19 protein-coding genes are annotated in these 22735 nt (G+C 48.1%); 12 read left to right on the top strand and 7 right to left on the bottom strand.

The features are described from left to right. Nucleotides 1-30 precede the first annotated feature (30 nt). Both ABIE50_RS10720 and ABIE50_RS10725 read right to left on the bottom strand, forming a co-directional pair. Complete coding sequence (locus ABIE50_RS10720) at nucleotides 31-534, bottom strand: DinB family protein (RefSeq protein WP_209863629.1); 504 nt, start codon at nucleotides 532-534, stop codon at nucleotides 31-33. A gap of 9 nt (nucleotides 535-543) precedes the next feature. Continuing rightward, nucleotides 544-954, bottom strand: a complete 411-nt coding sequence (locus tag ABIE50_RS10725; protein WP_142683244.1) for a Dabb family protein — start codon at nucleotides 952-954, stop codon at nucleotides 544-546. A gap of 272 nt (nucleotides 955-1226) precedes the next feature. Between ABIE50_RS10725 and ABIE50_RS10730 the strand changes: the two genes are divergently transcribed. The 7 genes from ABIE50_RS10730 to ABIE50_RS10760 all read left to right on the top strand — a co-directional run bounded on the left by ABIE50_RS10730 (nucleotide 1227) and on the right by ABIE50_RS10760 (nucleotide 8698). Next, on the top strand, nucleotides 1227-2738 hold the full coding sequence (locus ABIE50_RS10730; protein ID WP_354027958.1) for a sensor histidine kinase: 1512 nt from the start codon (nucleotides 1227-1229) through the stop codon (nucleotides 2736-2738). Nucleotides 2739-2742: 4 nt separating this feature from the next. Next, a complete protein-coding gene (locus ABIE50_RS10735) occupies nucleotides 2743-3927 on the top strand; it encodes a DUF4407 domain-containing protein (RefSeq protein ID WP_209863627.1) in 1185 nt (394 codons plus the stop codon). Nucleotides 3928-3960: 33 nt separating this feature from the next. Continuing rightward, a complete protein-coding gene (locus tag ABIE50_RS10740) occupies nucleotides 3961-4659 on the top strand; it encodes a LytR/AlgR family response regulator transcription factor (protein ID WP_209863625.1) in 699 nt (232 codons plus the stop codon). Between the two features lie 434 nt (nucleotides 4660-5093). Then, the gene (locus tag ABIE50_RS10745; protein WP_209863623.1) at nucleotides 5094-5684 is read left to right on the top strand and encodes a TetR/AcrR family transcriptional regulator; all 591 of its coding nucleotides are present in this window, start codon (nucleotides 5094-5096) and stop codon (nucleotides 5682-5684) included. Nucleotides 5685-5721: 37 nt separating this feature from the next. Beyond that, nucleotides 5722-6600, top strand: coding sequence for an alpha/beta fold hydrolase (locus ABIE50_RS10750; protein WP_209863621.1), 879 nt, complete (start codon nucleotides 5722-5724; stop codon nucleotides 6598-6600). Between the two features lie 36 nt (nucleotides 6601-6636). Then, complete coding sequence (locus ABIE50_RS10755; protein ID WP_209863619.1) at nucleotides 6637-7527, top strand: SPL family radical SAM protein; 891 nt, start codon at nucleotides 6637-6639, stop codon at nucleotides 7525-7527. Nucleotides 7528-7675: 148 nt separating this feature from the next. After that, on the top strand, nucleotides 7676-8698 hold the full coding sequence (locus ABIE50_RS10760) for a sugar phosphate isomerase/epimerase family protein (RefSeq protein ID WP_209863617.1): 1023 nt from the start codon (nucleotides 7676-7678) through the stop codon (nucleotides 8696-8698). Nucleotides 8699-8889: 191 nt separating this feature from the next. Here the strand turns inward: ABIE50_RS10760 and ABIE50_RS10765 are convergent, their stop codons facing one another. Next, nucleotides 8890-9735, bottom strand: a complete 846-nt coding sequence (locus ABIE50_RS10765; RefSeq protein WP_209863615.1) for a dienelactone hydrolase family protein — start codon at nucleotides 9733-9735, stop codon at nucleotides 8890-8892. A gap of 65 nt (nucleotides 9736-9800) precedes the next feature. On the opposite strand from ABIE50_RS10765, the gene ABIE50_RS10770 reads away from it, so the two are divergent. Continuing rightward, the gene (locus ABIE50_RS10770; protein ID WP_209863612.1) at nucleotides 9801-11012 is read left to right on the top strand and encodes an NAD(P)/FAD-dependent oxidoreductase; all 1212 of its coding nucleotides are present in this window, start codon (nucleotides 9801-9803) and stop codon (nucleotides 11010-11012) included. 178 nt (nucleotides 11013-11190) lie between these two features. On the opposite strand, the gene ABIE50_RS10775 is transcribed toward ABIE50_RS10770, so the two are convergent. Then, nucleotides 11191-11994 carry a FecR family protein gene (locus tag ABIE50_RS10775; RefSeq protein WP_209863611.1) on the bottom strand — a complete coding sequence of 268 codons (804 nt, stop codon included), beginning with the start codon at nucleotides 11992-11994 and terminating at the stop codon, nucleotides 11191-11193. Nucleotides 11995-12176: 182 nt separating this feature from the next. Between ABIE50_RS10775 and ABIE50_RS10780 the strand changes: the two genes are divergently transcribed. Then, on the top strand, nucleotides 12177-13358 hold the full coding sequence (locus ABIE50_RS10780) for a proline dehydrogenase family protein (RefSeq protein WP_209863608.1): 1182 nt from the start codon (nucleotides 12177-12179) through the stop codon (nucleotides 13356-13358). A 95-nt stretch (nucleotides 13359-13453) separates the two neighbouring features. Here the strand turns inward: ABIE50_RS10780 and ABIE50_RS10785 are convergent, their stop codons facing one another. Further along, nucleotides 13454-14770: a RagB/SusD family nutrient uptake outer membrane protein gene (locus tag ABIE50_RS10785; RefSeq protein WP_354027959.1), complete on the bottom strand. Its 1317-nt coding sequence runs from the start codon at nucleotides 14768-14770 to the stop codon at nucleotides 13454-13456. Between the two features lie 29 nt (nucleotides 14771-14799). Beyond that, nucleotides 14800-17796, bottom strand: a complete 2997-nt coding sequence (locus ABIE50_RS10790; RefSeq protein ID WP_209863605.1) for a SusC/RagA family TonB-linked outer membrane protein — start codon at nucleotides 17794-17796, stop codon at nucleotides 14800-14802. Between the two features lie 304 nt (nucleotides 17797-18100). Here ABIE50_RS10790 and ABIE50_RS10795 point away from each other — a divergent pair, with 304 nt between their 5' ends. Then, nucleotides 18101-18922: a thymidylate synthase gene (locus ABIE50_RS10795; protein ID WP_142683231.1), complete on the top strand. Its 822-nt coding sequence runs from the start codon at nucleotides 18101-18103 to the stop codon at nucleotides 18920-18922. Between the two features lie 9 nt (nucleotides 18923-18931). Further along, on the top strand, nucleotides 18932-19423 hold the full coding sequence (locus tag ABIE50_RS10800; RefSeq protein WP_209863603.1) for a dihydrofolate reductase: 492 nt from the start codon (nucleotides 18932-18934) through the stop codon (nucleotides 19421-19423). 17 nt (nucleotides 19424-19440) lie between these two features. Here the strand turns inward: ABIE50_RS10800 and dnaG are convergent, their stop codons facing one another. After that, complete coding sequence (dnaG, locus tag ABIE50_RS10805; protein WP_209863600.1) at nucleotides 19441-21417, bottom strand: DNA primase; 1977 nt, start codon at nucleotides 21415-21417, stop codon at nucleotides 19441-19443. 132 nt (nucleotides 21418-21549) lie between these two features. On the opposite strand from dnaG, the gene ABIE50_RS10810 reads away from it, so the two are divergent. Then, nucleotides 21550-22722 (top strand): acetyl-CoA C-acyltransferase, encoded by a 1173-nt coding sequence (locus ABIE50_RS10810; RefSeq protein WP_209863598.1) that lies wholly within the window; start codon nucleotides 21550-21552, stop codon nucleotides 22720-22722. Nucleotides 22723-22735 lie beyond the last annotated feature (13 nt).

The following is a 22735-nucleotide window of genomic DNA, read 5'->3' on the forward strand; positions in this document are numbered from 1 at the left end:
TTTACATGAAGGGTAACCTGCCCGTTATTTTCACTGGGCCTGTTGAGCCAGCAACACTTTAGTGGTCACCAGCAGTTGCCCGGTATGCCGCATGGTATGTTCTGCTGCATGGAACAACAGTCCCAGTACAGTGGAGGGAAGTTGTTTACGGCCTACGCCCCGGAAATCTGTCAGGGTGTTTTCCGGGGTAACAGACAATTGCATCAGCGCCTGATGCACCTGTGCGTCAAAATGATCCAGCAATTGATGGAGTGTGGCGGTTGGCTGGCCTTCGCCCGCCAGGGCGGCGAACTGCTGCTCGCTGAGCTGCTCTGCCCTGGCGTAGGTAAACAACCGGTCAAGTACCCCGGTTACGTGCTGAAGGTGATATCCCGGCGATGCCAGTCCTGCCGGCTTTTCCCATAGCAATGCCTCCGGGAAGTCCTGGAGCTGGTTGTTGATCTCCAGGTTGGCCTGCAATAAAGCATGCGCCACAGGTTGCAGTAATGCCGGTATGTTTTCTACCGGCCCGCTCATCCAGTATTCGGTAGCCATAATATCTTTTTATACTTCTACGGCATCATAAACGATCACTTTCTCCCATAAGTGGCTGCAGTTTTTAATAAACTCCAGGTGTATAGGGTGACTCTGATAGGTGGCCTGCCCGGCAAGGTCACTGAAAAAAATCAGTTCCGATACGCCCCAGCTGTTGTCCACTACTTCGCGTTTTTCGGTACTCGCTACCACGCCTACACGCAGATCACGAACGGTTTCTATTTTAGCCAGGGTTTTTACGCCCGCTACCAGCTTATCGCGGTCTTCCTTGGAATCAGGGTTCTTCAGCCAGAAGAATACGTGATGCACAATCGGGTATTTCTTTTCCATATTTGTTGAGGGGATTGCTGCGGCAGCGGCAGTACCGGCGGCAAGCGCTGCTGCGGTTCCTAAAAATTTACGTCTGTTGGAAGTGCTCATATTAGGCGTGTTGAGGCGATGAAAATAATAAACATTGTCGATTTATTATAATTATCCCTGTCATACCGACACTAATATTCATCGGATTACATTTACACAGCGGTGATTTACCCGGACCGCCTGAAATTCCTGCAGCACTTTCCCGGAGATGCTTTCAGACGTGCGGTATTTCGGCTCAAACCCGATTTCATACCGGATTACATCACTTTCATCCCATTTTGCCTCTGCTGCATGCCAACAATTGCTATTATTGCCATAAATACATCAACCTTATGAATCAATTTAAGAAAATTGAATTCGGCATCGTGACAGCCATTTTTGTGTTGCTGATGTTTTCGATCCTTTATCCCAGCATTATTTACAATGTATTTGAGCTGCAGCGTATTTATGGCGATAAATTCGCCCGGTATCACCAGGTGTTCGATTATTACATCCATTTCCTGCTGCCTTCCATGGGCCGGGTAATGCTGGTATACGTTACCTTCCTGCTGGTCAACTTTGTGATTGTGCCGGAGTTCCTTGAAAAGGGAAAGTGGGTGGGAGGAGTGTTCCTGCTGATCCCTGTGGGGTTATTTTATTTTGCGATGATGATGGTAGCCAATTCATACTATAATGGTTACCTGTTTGGCGTATATGATACCATAAAGGGAGCGCATATGTATTTCGCAAAAACGGCTTTTATCACTACCGTTTTTTCGGGTGTGCTGTACGTGGCTTATTACTATATCCGGAAAGCCCTGGTGAGCGTGCTGTATCCCCGGATTGTGGCAGATATGGCCTTCAGGCAGATATTCACTGAAATCTGCTGGGCTGCCGGCATATTCGTGGTATTGTTTTGCCTGTCTTTTTCAGACTCGAGAGACATGGCGCTGCTGATCTTTTTCTTCGGCCCCTCACAGATTATGGTGTTCTTTGTGCTTCGTTACAGGGTATTTCCAAACTTTGAGGACGGGCACAGGAATAAAGGACTGCTGATCCGGGATATTGTTTTTACCATCCTGGCCAGTAACGTGATGATGGGGCTGATATGCCGCGCACTGGTACACCGCGATGGGGGCTGGTTTGCAGCGCTTACTTTTATAGGTATCGGTATTTCTACAGGCATTGTGCTGCCGGTTTGCTGGTTATTGTTTAAAAGTCGCCAGAAACAGGTGAATACCGTGGTTACCCTGAAAAAAGCATTGGGGCATTCCGCTGCCAACCTCGACTTCCTCCGTTCACAGATCAATCCGCACTTTTTATTCAATGCGCTGAACACGTTGTATGGTACCGCCTTACAGGAGGAAGCCGCCCGTACCAGCGAAGGCATCCAGAAACTGGGCGATATGATGCGGTTTATGCTACATGATAACCACCTGGAAAAAATTCCACTTGATAAGGAGGTGGCTTACCTGCAAAATTATATAGCACTGCAGCGTCTGCGCGTTTTATCTTCTCCCGATATACTGATAGAGGTAAATATAGATGAAAGCCAATGCCAGCATGAAATTGCGCCGATGCTGCTGATCCCCTTTGTGGAAAATGCGTTTAAACACGGTATCAGCCTGAGGCATCGTTCCCGTATCGTAATTTCCCTCAGCTGTACGCCGGAGCAGGTTTTCTTCGATGTGTATAACAGCGTGCATCCCCGCCCTGAAAATGACCCCGAAAGAGAGGGTATGGGGATTGGTTTGAATAATGTAAAAGAAAGACTAAATTTATTGTATCCTCACCGGCACGAGCTGAGTATCCGTCAAACGGCTACTGAATTTTTTATCCATCTGACTATTGATGTTAATAAGTAAGTAAATGAAAAAAGAAGAAGAAGTGGTACAGGGGCCTGATGGCATGACGCGCTTTTTATGGTGGCTGGCCGCCGCCGATGCTGATGTATTACAGGAATGTAAGACAGAGAAAGAGCGCTACCGGATCATTGGCGTTTCTGTATTGGTTACGTGGATGTTTGCTACATTGTCGTGGGGTTATTTCTTTTCCACCATCGTGAACGATGATATGATAGTAGCAGGCCTGGCGCTGTTTTTCGGCTTCGCTATTTTGTCGGTCGACCGTACCCTCATAGCAGCGATGTCGCGTACCAACGGCGGTATAAAAGTAATGCCGGTTATTTTTCGTTTAGTTCTGGCCGTTACTATAGGTTTGTTTATTTCACAGCCCGTGGTATTAATGTTGTTTAAGAAAGATATTGATACCCAGCTGGAACTTGGAAAGCAGGCAAAGCTCGATGCTTACCGGGCGCAATTGGTGAAGCTCAATGCCGGCCAGATGTCCGCCCTTCAACAATCCCTTGACCAGGGCAAACAGCAGCTGGCGCAAAAAACGGCGGAAATGAAAGTGTATAAAGATGGCTATATAAAGGAAACCGACGGCACCGGCGGCTCCGGCAGAATAGGGGAGTCGGACATTGCACGGGTGAAGAAATCGGCCTACCTCAAATCCGAAGAAGAACTGCAGGCCATGCAAAGGGCCTGGGAGCCACAACAGCAACAGCTGCAGGCACAGATAGCACATATGCATACAGTCGACAGCCTCAAGGAAGCCGTATACGTTGGCACACTTACCAATGGCTTCCTGGCGCAGATCGAAGCCCTGAACGAGCTCACCGAAACACATCCACCGGTAAAACAACGCTACCGCCTCATAGTATTTATCATCACCCTTATTGAAGTAATGCCCTTGCTCAGTAAAATACTGATGCCTAAAGGAGAGTATGATGAAAAGCTGGCAGCGGCCACCGCACAGGGAGTAACTTCGGCACAGCTGCAAACAGATACCGGCAAAGAGCTGATGGAACATTACCAGGCTGCCGCACTGGCCGCCGATAAGGAGACGGTGGACCATCTCTTTGAATCTACCCGCGACCTGCGCCGGGAACAGGCTGAAGCCCTCGTGAAAGAGTGGAAGAACCGGGAGAACGGACAATACCAAAACCTCTGGCAACAGGCCAGGAGATTGTTGTTAGGTAAAATCAGTTAATCCCTGTATTGCTTACAAATAAAATAGCCATAAATGACTGCTATTGCGATAGATGATGAACCCGTGGCGCTGGCTGTTATCAGGAATCACGCTGCCAGGGTGCCCTTCCTGGAAATGAAAGGGTTTTTTACCAATGCTTTTGAAGCGATCGATTTTCTCAGCAAAGAAAAGGTAGACCTGCTGTTCCTGGATATTAAAATGCCGGATATCTCCGGGCTGGATTTTTTGTCCAGCCTGCCTCATCCTCCTATGACTGTTTTTACTACCGCCTACTCCGAACATGCAGTGAAAAGCTTTGAGCTGGATGCGATCGATTATCTGCTCAAACCCTTTTCCCTCATTCGTTTTATGAAGGCGTGCAATAAGGCTAATAACCTCTTGCAGTTAAAGCAGCAAAACGGAGCCCCCGTCACTAAAGAACAACCTGATTATATTTTCGTGAAAAGCGGGTACGAGCAATTCCGCATTGTGCTGGATGATATCCTTTACCTGGAAAGCGCCGGTAACTATGTTAACTTCATCCTTACTGACCGCAAGCTCATTTCCCGTCTCTCCATGCAGGAGGCGGTAGACCTGCTGCCTATAGGTTCTTTCACCCGTGTGCACCGCTCCTATATTGTAGCTAATAACAAAATCGAACGGGCCGATCGCAATTCTCTTTACATCAAAAACATTCCTATTCCTATAGGCGCCGCGTATGCGCCTGCGATTGAACGCCTTTTCAATTTTTGATATTAGCGGATTTTGTCTGACTCAGGATTATGATGATTAGGCTGATTAGGCTGATTACGCTGATTTTATTTTTCTGATTTTGTTTTTGCGAAGTTTATCTTATAAGAGATTGCCTGCTCTGGTTATACTACTTTAATTTTTTATAGGGTGTACAAGATAATGGAGGAAAGAAGCATGTTTGGCTTCTTTCTTCCATTAATGTAGTTCTTGAAAAAAGAAATCAGATATAATCAAGAAGTAAAAATCCAACAAAAACAAAATCAGAAAAATAAAATCAGCGTAATCAGCCTAATCATCATAATCCTGAGTCAGACAACCTCCGCTCAGATCAAATCCCACAAAACAAAAAAATAAAATCATCATAATCCTGTGTCAGACAAAATCCGCAAAATATATTTGTCAAAATGGACCAATTGGTCTAATTTGTACACCATATGGGGAAAGCAGAAAAAACGCGTCAGTTTATCATAGAAAAAGCCGCTCCTATTTTTAACAAAAAAGGAGTGGCAGGAACTTCTATCAGCGATATCCTGAAGGCCACGAAACTGGCCAAGGGAGGCGTGTACGGGAATTTCGCCTCCAAGGAGGAAATAGTAATGGAAGTGTTTGATTATATCGCCGAAGAGGAAAAACTGAACCTGCGGCAGGTAACAGCTACGGCCAATACTTCCGCCGGGAAGTTTGAAGCGTTGTTCCAATATTATGCCCGTTTTCCGAGGGAGCAGAAAGTGGCTGGCGGCTGCCCAATGCTCAACTTCGGTGTAGAGGCAGACGATACTAATCCCGGGCTGAAAAAGAAAGTGAGCGAACTGGCGCTCTATTACCAGTCGCGTATCGCTAAAATGGTGCAGTACGGGAAGGAACACGGCGAATTCAAACCAGACTGGGATGAGCGCAAGTTCGCTATCCGTATGTTTGCCATGCTGGAAGGTGCTATTCTTATGAGCAGTATACTCGGACACAATAAACAGATGTTGGTAGTATTGGATGCGCTGAGAGAGGAAATCAGGCTGCATAGCCGCTGACTTTTTTTATTCCTTAAAATAAACCAATCGGTCTAAAATGCAACACCAGGTTTTACCATTATCACTGCGGATGACCGGCGCGATTTTGTCCGCCATGAGCCGTCCGTTCCCGGTTACCACGGCAAAGCTGTTTTACCGGCTGTATTGTACACCTCCTGCACTGAAGCTCCGGCCGGTACACCAGCAGTTTCGCGATCAGGCCCTGATACAGCAACTCCAGCTAACCAGTTACCCATTTGATAATGCGCCACTGAAAGTAACCACCTACCACTGGGGAACCACCGGTCCGAAAGTACTGTTGCTGCATGGCTGGGGCGGCAGCCCGCTCCACTTTAAGCAACTCATCACCTTGCTGGTGGCACAGGACTACCAGGTAGTAGCCTACGATGCACCGGCACATGGCCTCTCCGGTGGCAAACGTACCAACCTGGTACAATGGATGCACGTGCTGGAACAGGTAATGCAGCAGGAAGGTCCGCTGCATGCTATTGTTGGCCACTCGTTCGGTGGCCTCAATGCTGCACTTACGCTTGCCCGCAAAGAGGTGCATGTGCCACGCCTGCTGATGCTCAGCACCGCGCTCAGCGCTCCCGTATTCTTCAATGAAGCGCTCCGGCTTTTCCGTATCCATCCCGTGGTAATGCCGGTGCTGCAACAGCTCATCCGGCAACGGTTAAAAGAAGATCTCGCTGACATGGACCTGCACCGGTATATCAATAGTATCAAAGCCGATAAGATCTGGATGGCTTACGATACCACAGATACACTGGCTAAAGCCGCAGAAATAGATGACTATCTGCAACAATACCCCGCTATACAATCGCTCCGCATTACGGGCGACGGCCATTTCCGTATCATGCGGCATGAAGCCGTAGTACAGGGGATCCTTACTGTACTGGCAGCTGATATAACATAAAAATAAAATCCTGATCTTCGGTATATAACTTTACATATGCCCAGGTATATAACGGTTACCTCATTACTGAACAGAACAAAGCAACGGGATCCCTGGTTCCTGGATGATTATACCATCAATCCATTCAGTGGCTGTGCTTTCAACTGTTTGTACTGTTATATCCGCGGCAGCAAGTACGGCATCAATATGGCAGAAAAGCTATCGGTGAAAGAAAATGCACTGGCTATTCTTCGCCGGCAGCTGGCCGCCAGGGCGCGTAAACAGCAACAGGGCTTCGTTGTGCTTTCGTCTGCAACAGATGCTTATCTTCCACTGGAAGAAAAGGAGATGCTCACCCGCGGCATCCTGGAGCTGCTCCTGGAATACCGCTTCCCGGTGCATATCATTACCCGCTCCCCGCTGGTATTGCGCGATCTCGACCTGCTCCGGCAAATCAATGAACAGGCCCTGCTGCCACCAGATATGGCTTCCTACAAGCATAAGGCCATGATCACTTTCTCGTTTAGTACCATCGACCCTGTAGTGGGCAGGCAGTTTGAGCCCGGGGCTCCCGATCCGGCGCAACGGCTGCTGGCCCTGAAATCATGTGCTAATGAAGGCTTTATGACCGGTGTGAGCCTAATGCCGCTCCTGCCATTTATCAGCGACAGGCCGGAGCAACTATCACGGCTATACGCTGCTTTTCATGAGCACGGCGCGCGCTATGTGTTTCCAGCTTCCATTACCTTATGGGGAGAAGAAGCAGCCGATAGCAAACAGCTGGTAATGCAGGCGGTACAGCAACATTATCCGCAGTATGCGGAACAATACCGCCTCCTTTTTAGTCACAACAGCCAGGTACCTGCTGCTTATAATACGGCGCTCAAGGCTGCCGCAGCTGTAGCAGCGGGCCGTTACGGGCTTTTCCCGCAAATCCCTTTTGAGTAGCTTTGTGGCGCTTCCAACAACATCTTCCGGAGACCGGGGCAAAACAGCAACAATCTTTTTTCATCTCCCTTAAAATTTTATACGTTTAAACTTGCTTTCCGCCGTGTAAATGAATATTTTAGAAGCATGAACTTTAAAACCCACGTATATGAGTAACGTTAATAACCGCAGGCAGTTTCTGCGTCAAATGGGAGTGTACACAATGGGAATGGGGATGCTGCCCGCTATACTGGCAGCCTGTAATAACGGCAAATCCACTAAAACTGAAAGTGACAGTGCTGCCGCCGCTAAACCCGGGGAAACCGCTGCACAAGAACTTTTCTTTAAAATTTCGCTGGCGGAATGGTCGTTCCATAAAGCATTGTTTGCCGGTAAAATGAACCATCTTGATTTCGCTTCCCGTGCAAAGAACGAATTCGGTATCGAAGGTATTGAATACGTGAACCAGTTCTTTAAAGACAAAGCAAAGGACCAGGCCTATCTTGCAGAAATGAAAAAACGTGCCGATGACCTGGGCGTTCGCAGCGTACTTATTATGTGCGATGGCGAAGGCGAAATGGGCGACCTGGATGTGAAGAAAAGAATGCAGGCGGTAGAAAATCATTACAAGTGGGTGGAAGCAGCTAAATTCCTTGGCTGTCATGCTATCCGTGTAAATGCAGCAGGAGAAGGCTCGCCGGAAGAAGTAGCCAAAGCGGCTGCCGATGGCCTCACCAAACTGGCCACCTTTGGTAAGGAACATGGCATCAACGTGATCGTGGAAAACCATGGTGGTATGTCTTCCAACGGGGAATGGCTGAGCGGGGTAATGAAAACCGTGAATATGCCCAACTGTGGCACTCTGCCTGATCTGGGCAACTTCTGTATCAAAAGGAGCAAGCCGGAAGCCAATACACCGGAAGCATGGGCAAAAACCACCTGCCTGGAGGAATATGACCGCTACAAAGGAGTGGCGGAACTGATGCCTTTTGCTAAAGGTGTGAGCGCAAAAACGTACGACTTTGATGCCAATGGCAACGAAACTACCATCGACTATGTCCGCATCCTGAAAACAGTAAAGGATGCCGGCTTTAATGGTTTCATGGGAATTGAGTATGAAGGTGAGAAATTATCTGAAGAAGAAGGTATCAGGAAAACAAAAGAGCTGCTGGTACGACTGGGTGGTAAATAAATAATAATTGGGGCTGACCAGAAAGCAAAAGAATGCTTTTGGGTCAGCCCCAATTGTATTTTGCCAACCCAACAGCTTTGCTTACAAAGCAATTCAGCCTTTTTCAGAAAGACTGCAGGTACCTGTCCTGGTAAAACAATAAAAGCATAAAAAACGGCGCCCCCAAAGCATACTTTTGGGCGCCGTTTCATTTACAATGAAAATGCTTTTTTCAGGAAAGGAATCACATATCCGTACGCATCTGCAGTAGCGGCACTATCGAAAATAGGATTGCTGGGATTGGCAAAGCCATGAGCTGCATCATAACGTTTAACCGTCAGCGTTTTACCTGCCGCCCGCATGTTCTTCTCAAACTCGTCTACTACCTGTGGGTTAATGCCCTGGTCTTTATTGCCGAAAATACCCAGTACCGGTCCGTGTAAAGTTTTCAGTTTGCTGACGTCCTTTTCGGGCATGCCGTAATACATTACTACGCCCTTATTCTGCGCCCCTGCCAGTAACCCTGACTGCAACGACAGCCCACCACCGAAGCACCAGCCTATGGAGGCTATTTCGGCTGTTTTTCCCGCATAGTTGATAGCGCCCTGCATGATGGCCTGCAATCTTTCCCTGGAGGCCCCCTGCATCAGTTTTGCCGCATCTTCCCGGTTGGTGGCTACCTTCTGATCATACATATCCACCGCCAGTACATTTACTTTTCCTTCCAGATCATTATACAGCTGCTCGGATTGTTTTTTTATATAGTCGTTCAGCCCATACCACTCCTGGTACACCAGGAGGTATTTACCGGAAGTGGTTTTGGCTTTGAACAGGAAACCATGTGCAGGTGTTCCGTCTGCAGCGGGAAAAGTGATGGCTGTACCAGTAGTGCCCTGGTAGGTGTACGGCAGCGGATCTTTATGAGCCATGCGGAATTCTTCATGACTGGCAAGTGCTGCAAACTCGGTGATGGCATCTGTATGGCAGCAGGGTGCAGTTTGAGAAAAAGCGCTCACAGCCATCAGCAAACAGCCGGTAAGGAAAGTTAGTGTTTTCATGACAGTTTATTTTTGCTTACAGAAGATACGAATTTCTTTGGTGCAGCTTTTGTAAATTCGGTACTATGGATCTTCAGTCAGGTTACCCTTATTCACTTATCCGTAACGGCCTGCCATATAATTATCCCTGGCAGGAACAGGATATTCGTACGCACGTGGCCGTGATAGGCGGTGGGATTTCAGGGGCATTAACCGCCTACGCATTAACAAAGGCCGGCATTCCCTGCGTGGTGGCCGATGCCCGTACTATTGGCCTGGGAAGCACTGCTGCCAGCACCTCGCTGCTGCAGTATGAAATTGATACGCCTTTGTCGGAGCTGCGCATGAAAGCTGGTATATCCAATGCCAACAGGGCTTATGAGCTGTGCGCCGCTTCTATCGGTGAACTGGAAAACACCTGCAAAGCCCTGCATTTTCCGCATTTTGAAAAGAAACACAGCCTGTACCTGGCTTCCTACGGGAAAGATGTAAAAAAGTTATCGGAGGAAGCGGAAGCCCGCCTGGAGCTGGGGCTTAAAATGGATTGGTGGGACGCGGCAACAATAAAGGCAAAAATGGATTTCAATGCCCCGGCAGCTATCTATTCCTATACAGCAGCACAAACAGATGCATATATGCTCACGCATGCACTGCATCAGCACAACCTCAAACATGGCGCACAGGTGTTCGACCGCACCGCTGTTACAGATATTGATTTCAGGCCCCGCAGTGTAGTGCTGACCACCTCGCAGGGATATCGCATCTCTGCGCGTTACCTGGTAATTGCTACGGGCTATGAAGCTTTGCAGTATCTCAACATCCCTTTGCTGAAGTTAACATCTACCTATGTGATAGCAAGTGAGCCCAATCATGCAGTGGAGCAATGGTACCAGGACTGTCTCATCTGGGAAACAAAATTCCCGTATCTCTATATGCGCATCACCAGCGATCACCGCATACTGGTAGGAGGAAGGGATGAGCCTTATTATAATCCCGGCCGCCGCGATAAGCTGATTCATCATAAAGCAAAACAACTGGAAAAGGATTTCCGCAAAAAATTTCCCGGGCTGCGTTTTCACCCGGAGTTTAAATGGACCGGCACCTTTGGCGCTACTGCCGACGGACTGCCCTTTATCGGGCCTTTTGCCCCCATGCCACATACTTTTTTTGCACTCGGTTTTGGAGGCAACGGCATCACTTTCGCCCAGATTGCCGCCAATATCATTACCAACCTTATACAAGGAAAAAAAGACCACGATGCAGCTATCTTTTCCTTTAACAGGAAAATAAAATCCTGATCTGCTTTTATCCCAAAGAACAATCCCTATCCACTATTATCAGGAAAGAAAAATCCGCTTTCATCGCAAAGTAAAAAGCAGCATTAAAGTCTGCATCCCTTATAAATCAAAAAAATATAATCATCATAATCCCGGATCAGGCAACCTTTGCGCAGCCTCACTAACGGTGAAGGGTATACTAAAATGTAATCACTACTTTATTATCGCTGATCTTATATTTGAAATGCTGTTGCCCGCTCAGGTTGTTCAGCACGTCTTCCAGCGTGGCATGAAAGAAAGCGGCGTCCGTAATTACCGGTGCTTTGGATGCATCTCCCTTCATTTCCACTTCTACGCCAAACCATTCTTCCAGTGTACGCGATAAGGCCATAGGATTGGTATTGCTGATCCGCAAAGTATCAGATAACCATGTTTCCAGTTCCTCCGGGTGATAGGTTTCTTTTTCCATCAGGTCAATTTCGTTATTAGCCAGGATCATCTGCCCGCGTTCCAGTATTTCCGGCTGATTGTCGGTAGGGGAGTGATAGGATTTTCCTACGCGGATCTTCCCGTTGAGCAGGTATACTGTAGCGCCATGCTGGCTGGCAAAGGAACGCATTTTAAAAGCGGTGCCTAATACGGTAGCCCGTAGTTTATCGCTGGTAACAGTAAATGTATCGGTAGATGGAACAACGGTAAAGAACGCATCACCATCCAGGATCACCGACCGGTTGCCCTGCAGGTAATTGGCCGGCACTTCCAGTACAGAAGCGGAATTAAGTATTACATGGGAACTGTCTGGCAGCGTAACAGAAGTACGCCTGCCGGTAGTGCCCTTATAGGTCTGGTATCCGATACCCGGGGTTTTAAGGTTTACAGGTGTATTTTCCGGCGCCTTTGTGTTGGTACTGCAGCCGGTGATCACTATTCCGCCTGTCAGCATCAATGCCAGCACACAACAGCGGGGAAAACGGCGGGAAATAGTATCAGGTTTAAATCGCATATTCCGGGAATTTTGTATGTATCTAAAAAGACCTAAAAGTAATAAAATAAACAGCGGTAAACGGGTATGCTTAAACAATTTCTGAGAAGCAATAGACAATATCTGTTAACGCTGTTAAAAAGATATGCTGATATTATAATGATTTTTGTTTAGAAGCCGGGCGCACCCTAACTTTGCGGCCCATGGAAAAGCAGCTACCTTTATCGTTTGATAATACCGCTATCGCATTTGAGGCAAAGACCGACAAAGCACTGAAAAAAGCCAATTTTCTCTTTAGTAATATCGGGAAACCCTGGCTGGTAAAACTGGGTGCAGTGATGACACCGATCGCTTTTAAACTGGGGCTACCCATTAAAGGCATTATAAAGAGCACCATTTTCTCACAGTTCTGCGGCGGTGAAACCCTGGAAGAAGCTGCAGCTACCGCCCTGCAATTGGGCAATTACCACGTAGGGGTAGCGTTGGATTACGGGGTGGAAGCCATGGAAGGAGAAGAAAGCTACGATGCCGCTGTTCCTGAATTCATCCGCGCTATCCAGTATGCTGCCTCCCGTCCTGATATTCCCTTTATCGCTATAAAAATTACCGGCTTCGCCCGGTTCGAGCTGCTGGAAAAAATACACCGCAAGGAAATCTTAACGGCTGAAGAGCAACAGGAATATACCCGTGTGCGTAATCGCGTACATGCCATTGCAGAAGCCGGCGCACGCCATAATGTAGCCATCCTCGTAGATGCAGAGGAATCATGGATCCAGGACCCGGTAGACGCCCTCACGGATGAGATGATGTCTTTATTCAACAAAGAGAAAGTAATTGTATATAATACCTTCCAGATGTACTGCCACGACCGTTATCCCTTCCTGCAGGTATCCCTGGAGAAAGCGGTGAAGGAAGGCTACCTGCTGGGCGCTAAACTGGTACGTGGCGCTTACATGGAAAAAGAGAACAAACGCGCGGCAGAAAATAATTATCCTACACCTATTCAACCGGGTAAAGCGGCTACTGATAAAGACTATGATGCTGCTGTAAAGTTCTGTATCGACCGTCTTGATAAACTCGCTGTTTTTATTGGTACGCATAACGAGAACAGCTGCATGTTTGCAGCAAAACTACTCCACGAAAAAGGACTGCCGCATAATCATCCGCATGTGAGTTTTTCACAACTGCTGGGTATGAGCGATAACATCACCTTTAACCTGGCACATGCTGGTTACAACGTATGTAAATACCTGCCATACGGCCCGGTAAAAGATGTAATGCCTTACCTGATCCGCAGGGCGCAGGAAAATACTTCCATCGCCGGGCAAATGGGCCGGGAACTGGCACTGATCAGGAAAGAAATGAAAAGAAGGGCAATGGCATAAGGGGCGAAAAGAAAAAACGCTTAATTTAACCGGGATCCGGGATCCCGGTTAAATTGAGCGTTAGTAGCCGATGCTAAATATTCCCGGTTTCCCGGTTATTGATTGCTTTCACTTTGTGGCAGTGGGTATTGGGTCCACACATCATCATCTACCCGGTCTTTCGGCAAAGTATTCAGCCGGTTATACCTCCTTAAATCCACCCATCGATGCCCTTCCATAAAAAGGGAATACCGCCTGTTATACAGTAACTCATTGATCAGCGCATCTTTGTTGACCGCGCCGGCATATGGAGTGAGATTATGCGCGGTCCGGATGCGGTTGAGGGCTACTATCGCATCGGGTATTGCATTGGTCTGTATTTTCGCTTCTGCATATATCAGTACCAGTTCTTCGTTCCTGATAATGCTGATAGGCGCATTCAATGAGCTCCATACAATTACATCACGGTTGCCGGTTAAACCGCCCTGGCTGGCAGGATCGTCCCGCAATGCTGTTTTAGTGATACGGTCGTCGCCCGGTATAATATTCGTGGCAAAGGAAGGATGCGAAACTCTTATTTCCCCGTTGCCGTTGGGCGGCAGGTACATAGTATTGGCAAGGTCACCGCCATTTGTAGAAAAATAATGATAGATACCATTGTTCAACGGGCCATTCAGGTCAAAGAATGATTCGTTGAGCGCAGACAGTGCATTGGCCCACTGCTGCCGGTAAGTATAAACCCTGGCCGCAATGGCCCGGTTAAATTTAAGCAGGCCGGCGGTAGTTTTAAATCCCAGGAACCCGTCGGACAAAGGAAAAATAACTTCCGATCCGGTAAGATCAGCTTTCCCGTCGTTCAGGAATTTCAGTATAGAATCCAGCACCTCGGCGGTATTGGTGATAACCGGTCCAAGTGTGGCGCCATTAGCTACGGGTATACGCACGCCATTGGTATTCGTCATGTTAAGATTCAGCAACAACTGGTAACCTATCAGCGTTTTGGCGAACCCGGTAAAAGCCTTCTTTTGTATATCTGAAGCTACTTCCGGGCGGGTGTTGCCGATGGCATCAAGCAAAATGAAACACTGTCTTGCTACCTGGTACCTGGCCGACCAGGGGTTGGTAATGTAGAATGTATTATTGTCCAGCACTTTGCTGCCACCACCCAGCAGGTCGGTGGTATACCTGGGCTCCGCACCGGAGAAACGGTAAATTTCACGGCCTATAATACCGGTACCATCCAGGTAGGCGGAAAGACTGTTGCGCATACCGGATTCCGCGCCGGTTACCAGGTTGAACAGGTCGCTTCTGGAAGGGTCTGTGGTGATGCCCGTTACTACAGGCGTATTGAGACTATTGATTTCTCCTTTCTGGCAGGCGTTGATCACCAGCAGTAAAAGAGCGATCGCTATTATTGGAAGATACTTTTTCATATGTATTGTTTTAAGCAGATGGAAAATGATCAGAAATCAACGCCAACATGAAAGCTGGCCCTTTTGGATGCAGGGAACGGCATAACGTCTACCCCTGTTGATAAACCGTTACTGCCGCGGGTTTGAGCGGTAGTGATGGTATTGCTTCCGAAGTTGGATACTTCCGGATCATAACCCACGTACTTTGTCCAGGTAAAGAAATTATTGGCAGATACACCAACACGGATCCCTTTCAGCACGGATGTATTTTTTATTGGCATGTTATAATAAATGCCTATCTCACGGATACGTACATACGAAGCGTCCTGTACATAAATAGAAGCATCGCCGGCTCCGGGGCGGTAGAGCCCGGCTTTAGTGCCTTTCATCTCATCATCAAAGTCGAAGGAAGTAGCGCCAAGATCAGTGAGCAGCTGTGTGAGGTTAATATTGTCGCCGCCTTTTTTCCAGTGAATGAGGAAACGCAGCGAGAAGTTTTTAAACACGGTCAGTTCGTTGAAGAAGCTCATCTGGAAATCCGGTTCTGCATTCCCGATCAGCTTCAGCTCATCGCCTACGGTACCTTTTATCTGCGTAGCCGGTCGTCCTTCTTCCAGGTAAAAAGTACCGAGCGAATTACCAAAGGCGCCAATGGCATATGGAGGAATGATCAGCTTGGTGACTTTAGACCGGTTACGCCACCAGTTGATACTGCTGTTCCAGCGCACATTGGGCTGATTCACCGGTACCAGGTTTAAGCCCAGCTCTATTCCCTGGTTTCTCAGGTCGCCGCTGTTTTTCCATTCAGTGGCATAACCGGAAGATGCCGGCAGCGAGTGTCGAAGCAACACGTCATAAATTTTCTTGTTATAGTAAGTGGCTTCAAGATTGATGCGGCCGTTGAGTACACTTACATCGAGGCCTGTTTCAAATTCGGCCTGTCGTTCGGGTTTGATGTCGGGATTGCCTTGCAGGTTTTCCACCAGTACGCCGGGGAATCCGCCGATATTGCTTCCCAGCATCTGGGTAAATTTACTGCCATAGGGAGGCACGTTGCCCGACTGGCCGTAGGCAGCCCGCAGCTTGAGGTTATCCACACCAGCTACCTTCCAGAAATCCATTTTGGCAATGTTCCAGGAAATGGATCCTTTCGGGAAAACATAATATTTCAGGTATTCACCGTTGTTGGTAGACCGGTCGAAACGCACGCCGGCGCTGAAGGTAATGGCATCGATGAGGGAAAGGTCTTCCTGTATGAAAATCCCATTGTCGCGGTACTTCTGGCGGAATTGCCGGGTAGTAGTGTTGGCGCTGGCATCGAGGTTGCTTTGTCCGGATACCAGGTTGGTGGCAACGGTAACAATGTTATCCAGGTAGCCGGTTTCCAGCGTGGCGCCGGCAGTACTGGTTAAACTGAGGTTATTATTTGGAGTAAATGTGTTCACTATAAACCCACCGATATTAGTGTTGGTGTTATTGGTATTACCCTGGATAGAATGGCCCTGCTGCCCGTTTTCTTCAAATTGAAGGTTGCGCGGGAATAATGCTGCTGTTTTAAAATTGAAGTAATCAACACCGCCGCGTCCTACCAGCCGGGTAGTGGAGCGGTCGCTCTGCTGCAGGCGTATTTCGATGTTACCCCCACCTACAAAGCGGTTGGTCTTTTCGTTGTTGATCATATTGTCGCGTGTTTCCAGCGGGTTAGAACTGGCAAAAGCATTGCGTGGATACTCACCCAGTGAATTAGGGAACAGGTTCACAAAATCCGGTGTGGACGACAGTGCTACACCAAGGGAAACGCCATTGTTATCGTTATTAGTAAGCCCCCTGTCGGCAGAAGAGCTGATATAGTTGGTAGTAACGCCAACGGATACACGATCGCTTACCTTGTGATCCACATTCAGCCGGATAGAGTTGTTAAAGTAACCGGTACCTTTTACGATACCGTCTTCCTGGCGCCGGTTACCGGAAAGATAGAAGGTGGTTTTTTCACCGCCCCCGCTGAGGGAGATCCCGGTGTTCAGCACCAGCCCGGTTTGCCCGAAGATCTCTTTTTCATAGTCATAGATCTTCCCGGCATTCTTCGCTTCGGTGAACTGTGCCTTGTAAGCGGCGCGTTTGGCCTGCACTACGGGGTCGGGATTATCAGCGGTACCTGCAAGATCGGCGGCTGTTTCGGGGGTAAAGGTGCGTACGCCCATCAGGTGCCGTACTTTCACAAAACCGGTTTCCTGGTTGAGGGAGATCCTGGTTTTGCCGGATTTACCTTTTTTAGTAGTGATGATCACCACGCCGGCAGCGGCTTTGGCGCCATACATAGCGGCAGCGGAAGCGCCTTTCAGGATCTCAATGTTTTCAATATCTTCCGGGTTGAGGTCTGCAATACGGCTGGACGGATTGTCCTGGTTATTGGGGCTGCCCGAAGTAGCGGCGCCGGTCACATCGTTCAGTCCCGCGGGAATACTGCTGTTATTGAAGAAAATACCATCTACTACATATAATGGCTGGGAGTTGCCGAATACGGAAGTGATACCGCGCATTTTTACGGAAATACCGCCTCCGGGAGCGCCGGAATTGGCTGTTATCATAGCGCCGGGCACCTTACCGCTGAGGGCTGCGTCAAATGTTTGTGCAGGCGCTACCCCGTTTAGTTCTGTGCCAGAAATAGTAGCTACGGCATTGGCGAGGTTACTTCGCTTCACATTGGTGGCAAGGCCGGTTACCACAATTTCATCAAGGCGGGCGAAATCCTCTTCCAGGCTCAGGTTTATCACATTATTGCCCGGTGTGAGATTAACAGTTCTTGTCTTATAACCGGTATAGCTCACTGTCAGGCTCGTGGTGCCTGTGGCAACAGAAAGTGTGTAATTGCCATCGGTGTCCGTAATAGTTCCCTTATTGGTGTTGGGAACACGTACTGTAACGCCGGGAATGGGCTTACCGCTCACGGCATCCCTGATTTTTCCGGTGATGTTTTGCTGCGCAAATAATGCCAGGGTACTGCATAGGCATAGCAGTACCAGCAAGCTGGATTTTGGTAGAAGCATAGCTTGTGATGGTTTAGATAATGAATGATGATTAAAACGAGGTTATGATATCATGCTGCTGATTTTTTTTGGTTTACGATCCCGATTTTGGTTGTAATAAACTAACTTGTTATGATCCTCTGCCACAAGGGGTACTACAGGTTTTTCATCATCATCTCTGATGGGCAGAAGTTTCTCATTAAGCCGATCTTGTTGTAAGCAAATATTACGGCAGATTACGAAAATTTGAGTGTACTTCCGTTTTTTTTCTTTGCCTTAATTATGTTATATTTTTCAACTGGAAAACTTCGTAAATTGCGGCCTTATGGAGCAGTATCTATCTTTATTACAACATATTATCCGGAACGGCGCAGTTAAAACAGACCGCACCGGCACCGGCACTACCAGCTGTTTTGGCTACCAGATGAGATTCAACCTGCAGGAAGGCTTTCCCGTGGTTACTACTAAAAAGCTGCATCTCAAGTCAATCATATATGAATTGCTCTGGTTTTTAAAGGGAGATACCAATATAGGATGGCTGAAGGAACATGGCGTGAGCATCTGGGATGAATGGGCCAATGAAAACGGGGACCTGGGACCTGTATACGGTAAACAATGGCGCAGCTGGGAGACCCGTAGCGGCAAAGTGATAGACCAGATCACCGAAGCGGTAAATACCATCCGGAACAATCCGGACTCCCGCCGTATTATTGTGAATGCATGGAATGTGGGCGAACTGTCTGAAATGGCGCTTAGCCCCTGTCATTGCCTGTTCCAGTTTTACGTAACTCCTGCCGATCCTGCAAAGGGGGAAACACGCGGTAAGCTCAGCTGTCAGCTGTACCAGCGCAGCGCTGATGTATTCCTGGGCGTGCCTTTCAATATCGCTTCCTACGCACTGCTCACCATGATGATGGCACAGGTATGCGACCTGGAAGCAGGCGACTTTATCCACACTTTCGGAGATGTGCATCTGTACAGCAATCATATGGAACAGGCCAATCTGCAACTGACCCGGACGCCGTTTCCTTTACCGGTAATGAAGATCAACCCGGACGTCAAAGATATTTTCTCTTTTAAGTATGAAGATTTTAAACTGGAAAATTACCAGTTTCATCCGGCCATCAAAGCACCGGTAGCCATATAACTCCCGCTTATGCGTATATCCATTATCGTAGCTGCTTCCGAAAATAACGTGATCGGTATCAATAATATGCTGCCCTGGCGTTTGCCCACGGATCTTAAATATTTTAAATCCACTACCCTGGGCAAACCCATCGTAATGGGGCGTAAAACATTTGAATCGCTGGGAAAGCCACTGCCTGGCCGGCCTAACATCGTGATCACCCGTCAACAGAACTTTCAGCCGGAAGGCGCATATGTTGTAAGTTCCGTGGAAGAAGGCATTGAAAAGGCAAAGTCGTTCGGCGGTGATGAACTGTTTATTACCGGCGGCTCCCAGATTTTCGAGCAGGCGTGGCCGTTAGTAGAACGGATCTATCTTACCCGTGTATACGCCGTTGTGCACGGAGATGCCTTTTTCCCGCAGCTGGATGGGGCCGAGTTTGAACTGGTAAGTGATGAGCGCCATGAGGCCGATGAGAAAAATCAGTATTCCTTCGCTTTCCAGGTATGGGAGCGGTTGTAAAAAACTAATGTCAGCGCTTATTTGAAAATAACGGTGCCCATCCCATTGGTGAGTTCTTTTTCCAGGGCGTTGAGGTGTTTCTGCATTTCAAGACAGCTTTTAGCCGCTTCGTAGTCATTGTCCTTAAAGGCCTTTTGTACTTCGGCCTGGTTCTCATAAATTAACTTTTTCACCTTTCGCAGGATCAGGTAGTTGGTAGTGGAGAGCGTATCTTTCAAATATGCGTCGTCGCCATATACGGTATCTATTTCAAATTGCTCTTTCCATTTCATACTTAGATCAGCTTCCTTATCTTCCAGGATATTGGCTATCTCCTTTGAAAACTGCTGATCCTCATGATAAAGAAACCAGCGTTTATCCTGCAGGTTCCCTGCATCATACAAGGCTTTGTACTCCCTTAAAATCCTTTTCACCAGCTCACTTTCTGCCAATGCTTCAAAATCATAGGGGAGGTGGAATATATAATCAGCTACGGTACTGTTGTCCTCTTCTTTAAAAGGCTTATCGCCAAAACGTAACAGGATTTTTACCAGTGCTTTCTCCTGTTTTTCATGCCCGTTGATCAGGGAGTCTACCGAAATACCTGTTTCGGCAGCTTCCATAGCGGCAATCGCTTCTTCGCTGAGCTCATCACCGGAAGGAGCGGGGTTGTTACGCGCATACGCCTGCTCTCTTTTTACGAGCCTGTCGCGGATAAATTTATTGACCAGCTGGATCAGCCCCTGTTCATCGATATGCAGTAACTGGCTGCATTGGCGGATATAATCCTGCTGCCGTGTGAAGTCTTCTGCCTTATCAATCTTGGAAATGGTTTCGGCGATCTCATTTACCAGCTGTGATTTTTTATTACTGTCGCTGCCTGCTTCCTGCATGCTCAGCTGCAGTTTGAACAGTACAAAGTCCTGTTTGTTTTCCTTAATGAATTCGCGGAATGCTTCTGCACCGATCTTCTGCACATAACTGTCCGGGTCTTCTTTGTCCGGCAGCAATACCAGCTTCACGTTCAGCCCTTCTTCAATGGCCATGTCCAGCCCGCGGAGCGCAGCTTTCACGCCGGCGCTGTCGCCGTCATAAAGAATGGTGAGGTTGTTGGTATATTTTTTTATCAGGCGCAGCTGATCCTGTGTAAGGGAGGTGCCACTGGAAGCCACCACGTTTTCCACACCGGCCTGGTGCAGGGAAATCACATCGGTATAGCCTTCTACAAGCAGGCACTCATTGAGCTTGTCAATAGCGTGCCTTGCAAAGTAAGTACCATACAGTACCCGGCTTTTTACATAGATCTCATTTTCGGGAGAATTGATGTATTTCGGCGCCCGGTCTGATTTTACCAGGATACGCGCACCAAAGCCAAGTATTTTGCCCGACTGGTTATGTATCGGGAAAATTACCCTGCCGCGGTAATTATCGGCAGGTTGATCGTTGCGGATGGTTACCAGCCCTGTTTTTTGAAGGTATTCCAGGTTGTATCCTTTGTTCAATGCCGATTTGGCAAAAGCGTCAAAGGTATTCAGACAGTAGCCGAGCTGGAATTTTTTAATGGTTTCTTCCGAAAATCCTCTTTCTTCAAAATAACTCAGTCCTACATTCTGGCCTTCTTCCTTATTAAACAGCGTATCTGTAAAATATTCCCGGGCGTAATTGTTGATGATGAACAAACTGTCCGCCATCAACTGGTGCTGCTTCAGTTCCGGGCTTACCTCTGTTTCTTCCAGTTCAATCTGGTAGCGTTGTGCCAGCCACCGGAGCGCTTCCACATAGGAATACTTCTCATGCTCCATGATAAAGCTGATGGAATTGCCGCTGGCGCCGCAACCAAAGCATTTATAGATCTCTTTGCCGGGAGATACAGTGAAGGAGGGCGACTTCTCATTATGAAACGGGCACAGGCCAAGGTAATTGGCGCCCCTTTTTTTCAGTTTAACGAAGGAGCCCACAATTTCCACAATATCAATGCGGCTGAGGATCTGTTGTATGGAGTTTTGTGATATCATCCAACTGCAAACATACGGCAAAAATAGGATTTGAAAAGAAGGCGGGCAGTATGCCGGCAGGATGAGTGTTCCCCGCAACTTTTCCTTATATTTGGTAGATTATAAACTAGCCAAATCAATCTTATTTATCAGATGAAAGAAGTATTTATAGTAGCTGTGGCCCGTACCCCTATAGGTTCGTTCAATGGCGCACTGGCCGGAGTTCCGGCTACCCAGCTCGGAGCTCACGTTATCAAGGCTGCCCTGGAAAGAGCAGGAGTGGCCCCTTCAGAAGTAAATGAAGTATACATGGGCAATGTGCTCAGCGCCAACCTTGGGCAGGCGCCTGCCAACCAGGCAAGTCTTGCTGCCGGCCTGCCCAATACCATTCCCTGTACTACCGTTAACAAGGTATGCGCTTCCGGTATGAAAGCCATTATGCTGGGTGCGCAAAGTATCCTGCTGGGAGATAATGACATAGTGGTGGCTGGCGGTATGGAAAACATGAGCGCTACGCCTTACTATCTTGATAAAGCGCGCACCGGTTATAAACTCGGCCATGGCGCCGTTACCGATGGCATTATCCGCGATGGGCTCTGGGATCCTTACAAGGATTTTCACATGGGCAATGCGGCGGAACTTTGTGCTACTGAATATAAGATCACCCGTGAAGACCAGGACGCATACGCCATTGAAAGTTACAAACGTGCTGCAGCGGCCTGGGAGAAAGGATACTTTAAGGACGAAGTGGTACCGGTGCAGGTACCTGGCAAGCAGTTGGTGACAGTGTCTGAAGATGAAGACTACAAAAAAGTCATTTTCGAAAAAGTGCGTTCCCTGAAACCCAGTTTTCAGAAAGACGGGACTATCACTGCGGCCAATGCCTCCAACATCAATGATGGCGCGGCTGCCGTAGTGCTGGTAAGCGGCGAAAAACTGAAAGCGCTGGGACTAAAACCGCTGGCAAAGATCATCAGCTTTGCCGATGCTTCACAGGCGCCGGAATGGTTTACCACCACACCGGTAAAAGCCATCAACAATGCGCTGGCCAAAGCCGGCTTGAAGATCAGTGATATGGATATTGCAGAAGTAAATGAAGCTTTTTCCTGCGTGCCTATTGCCAATGCGAAAGACCTGGGGCTGCCGCTCGACAAGGTAAACGTATGGGGCGGGGCTGTGGCAATAGGGCATCCTATTGGTTGCAGCGGCGCGCGTATAGTGATAACGCTGAATGCGATCCTGCATCAGCAGCAGGCGCGGTATGGCGTTGCAGGCATCTGTAACGGTGGTGGTGGCGCCAGTGCTATGATCATAGAAAGAGTATAATCTTTTTACAGGG

The sequence above is a fragment of the Chitinophaga sp. OAE865 genome (genome assembly GCF_040546735.1).
Taxonomy (GTDB): Bacteria; Bacteroidota; Bacteroidia; order Chitinophagales; family Chitinophagaceae; genus Chitinophaga; species Chitinophaga polysaccharea_A.

Bases quoted from the DNA above. Each gene is read 5' to 3' on its own strand.
- ABIE50_RS10720 (WP_209863629.1), bottom strand. From the start codon at position 534: ATGGCTACCGAATACTGGATGAGCGGGCCGGTAGAAAACATACCGGCA.
- ABIE50_RS10725 (WP_142683244.1), bottom strand. From the start codon at position 954: ATGAGCACTTCCAACAGACGTAAATTTTTAGGAACCGCAGCAGCGCTT.
- ABIE50_RS10730 (WP_354027958.1), top strand. From the start codon at position 1,227: ATGAATCAATTTAAGAAAATTGAATTCGGCATCGTGACAGCCATTTTT.
- ABIE50_RS10735 (WP_209863627.1), top strand. From the start codon at position 2,743: ATGAAAAAAGAAGAAGAAGTGGTACAGGGGCCTGATGGCATGACGCGC.
- ABIE50_RS10740 (WP_209863625.1), top strand. From the start codon at position 3,961: ATGACTGCTATTGCGATAGATGATGAACCCGTGGCGCTGGCTGTTATC.
- ABIE50_RS10745 (WP_209863623.1), top strand. From the start codon at position 5,094: ATGGGGAAAGCAGAAAAAACGCGTCAGTTTATCATAGAAAAAGCCGCT.
- ABIE50_RS10750 (WP_209863621.1), top strand. From the start codon at position 5,722: ATGCAACACCAGGTTTTACCATTATCACTGCGGATGACCGGCGCGATT.
- ABIE50_RS10755 (WP_209863619.1), top strand. From the start codon at position 6,637: ATGCCCAGGTATATAACGGTTACCTCATTACTGAACAGAACAAAGCAA.
- ABIE50_RS10760 (WP_209863617.1), top strand. From the start codon at position 7,676: ATGAGTAACGTTAATAACCGCAGGCAGTTTCTGCGTCAAATGGGAGTG.
- ABIE50_RS10765 (WP_209863615.1), bottom strand. From the start codon at position 9,735: ATGAAAACACTAACTTTCCTTACCGGCTGTTTGCTGATGGCTGTGAGC.
- ABIE50_RS10770 (WP_209863612.1), top strand. From the start codon at position 9,801: ATGGATCTTCAGTCAGGTTACCCTTATTCACTTATCCGTAACGGCCTG.
- ABIE50_RS10775 (WP_209863611.1), bottom strand. From the start codon at position 11,994: ATGCGATTTAAACCTGATACTATTTCCCGCCGTTTTCCCCGCTGTTGT.
- ABIE50_RS10780 (WP_209863608.1), top strand. From the start codon at position 12,177: ATGGAAAAGCAGCTACCTTTATCGTTTGATAATACCGCTATCGCATTT.
- ABIE50_RS10785 (WP_354027959.1), bottom strand. From the start codon at position 14,770: ATGAAAAAGTATCTTCCAATAATAGCGATCGCTCTTTTACTGCTGGTG.
- ABIE50_RS10790 (WP_209863605.1), bottom strand. From the start codon at position 17,796: ATGCTTCTACCAAAATCCAGCTTGCTGGTACTGCTATGCCTATGCAGT.
- ABIE50_RS10795 (WP_142683231.1), top strand. From the start codon at position 18,101: ATGGAGCAGTATCTATCTTTATTACAACATATTATCCGGAACGGCGCA.
- ABIE50_RS10800 (WP_209863603.1), top strand. From the start codon at position 18,932: ATGCGTATATCCATTATCGTAGCTGCTTCCGAAAATAACGTGATCGGT.
- dnaG (WP_209863600.1), bottom strand. From the start codon at position 21,417: ATGATATCACAAAACTCCATACAACAGATCCTCAGCCGCATTGATATT.
- ABIE50_RS10810 (WP_209863598.1), top strand. From the start codon at position 21,550: ATGAAAGAAGTATTTATAGTAGCTGTGGCCCGTACCCCTATAGGTTCG.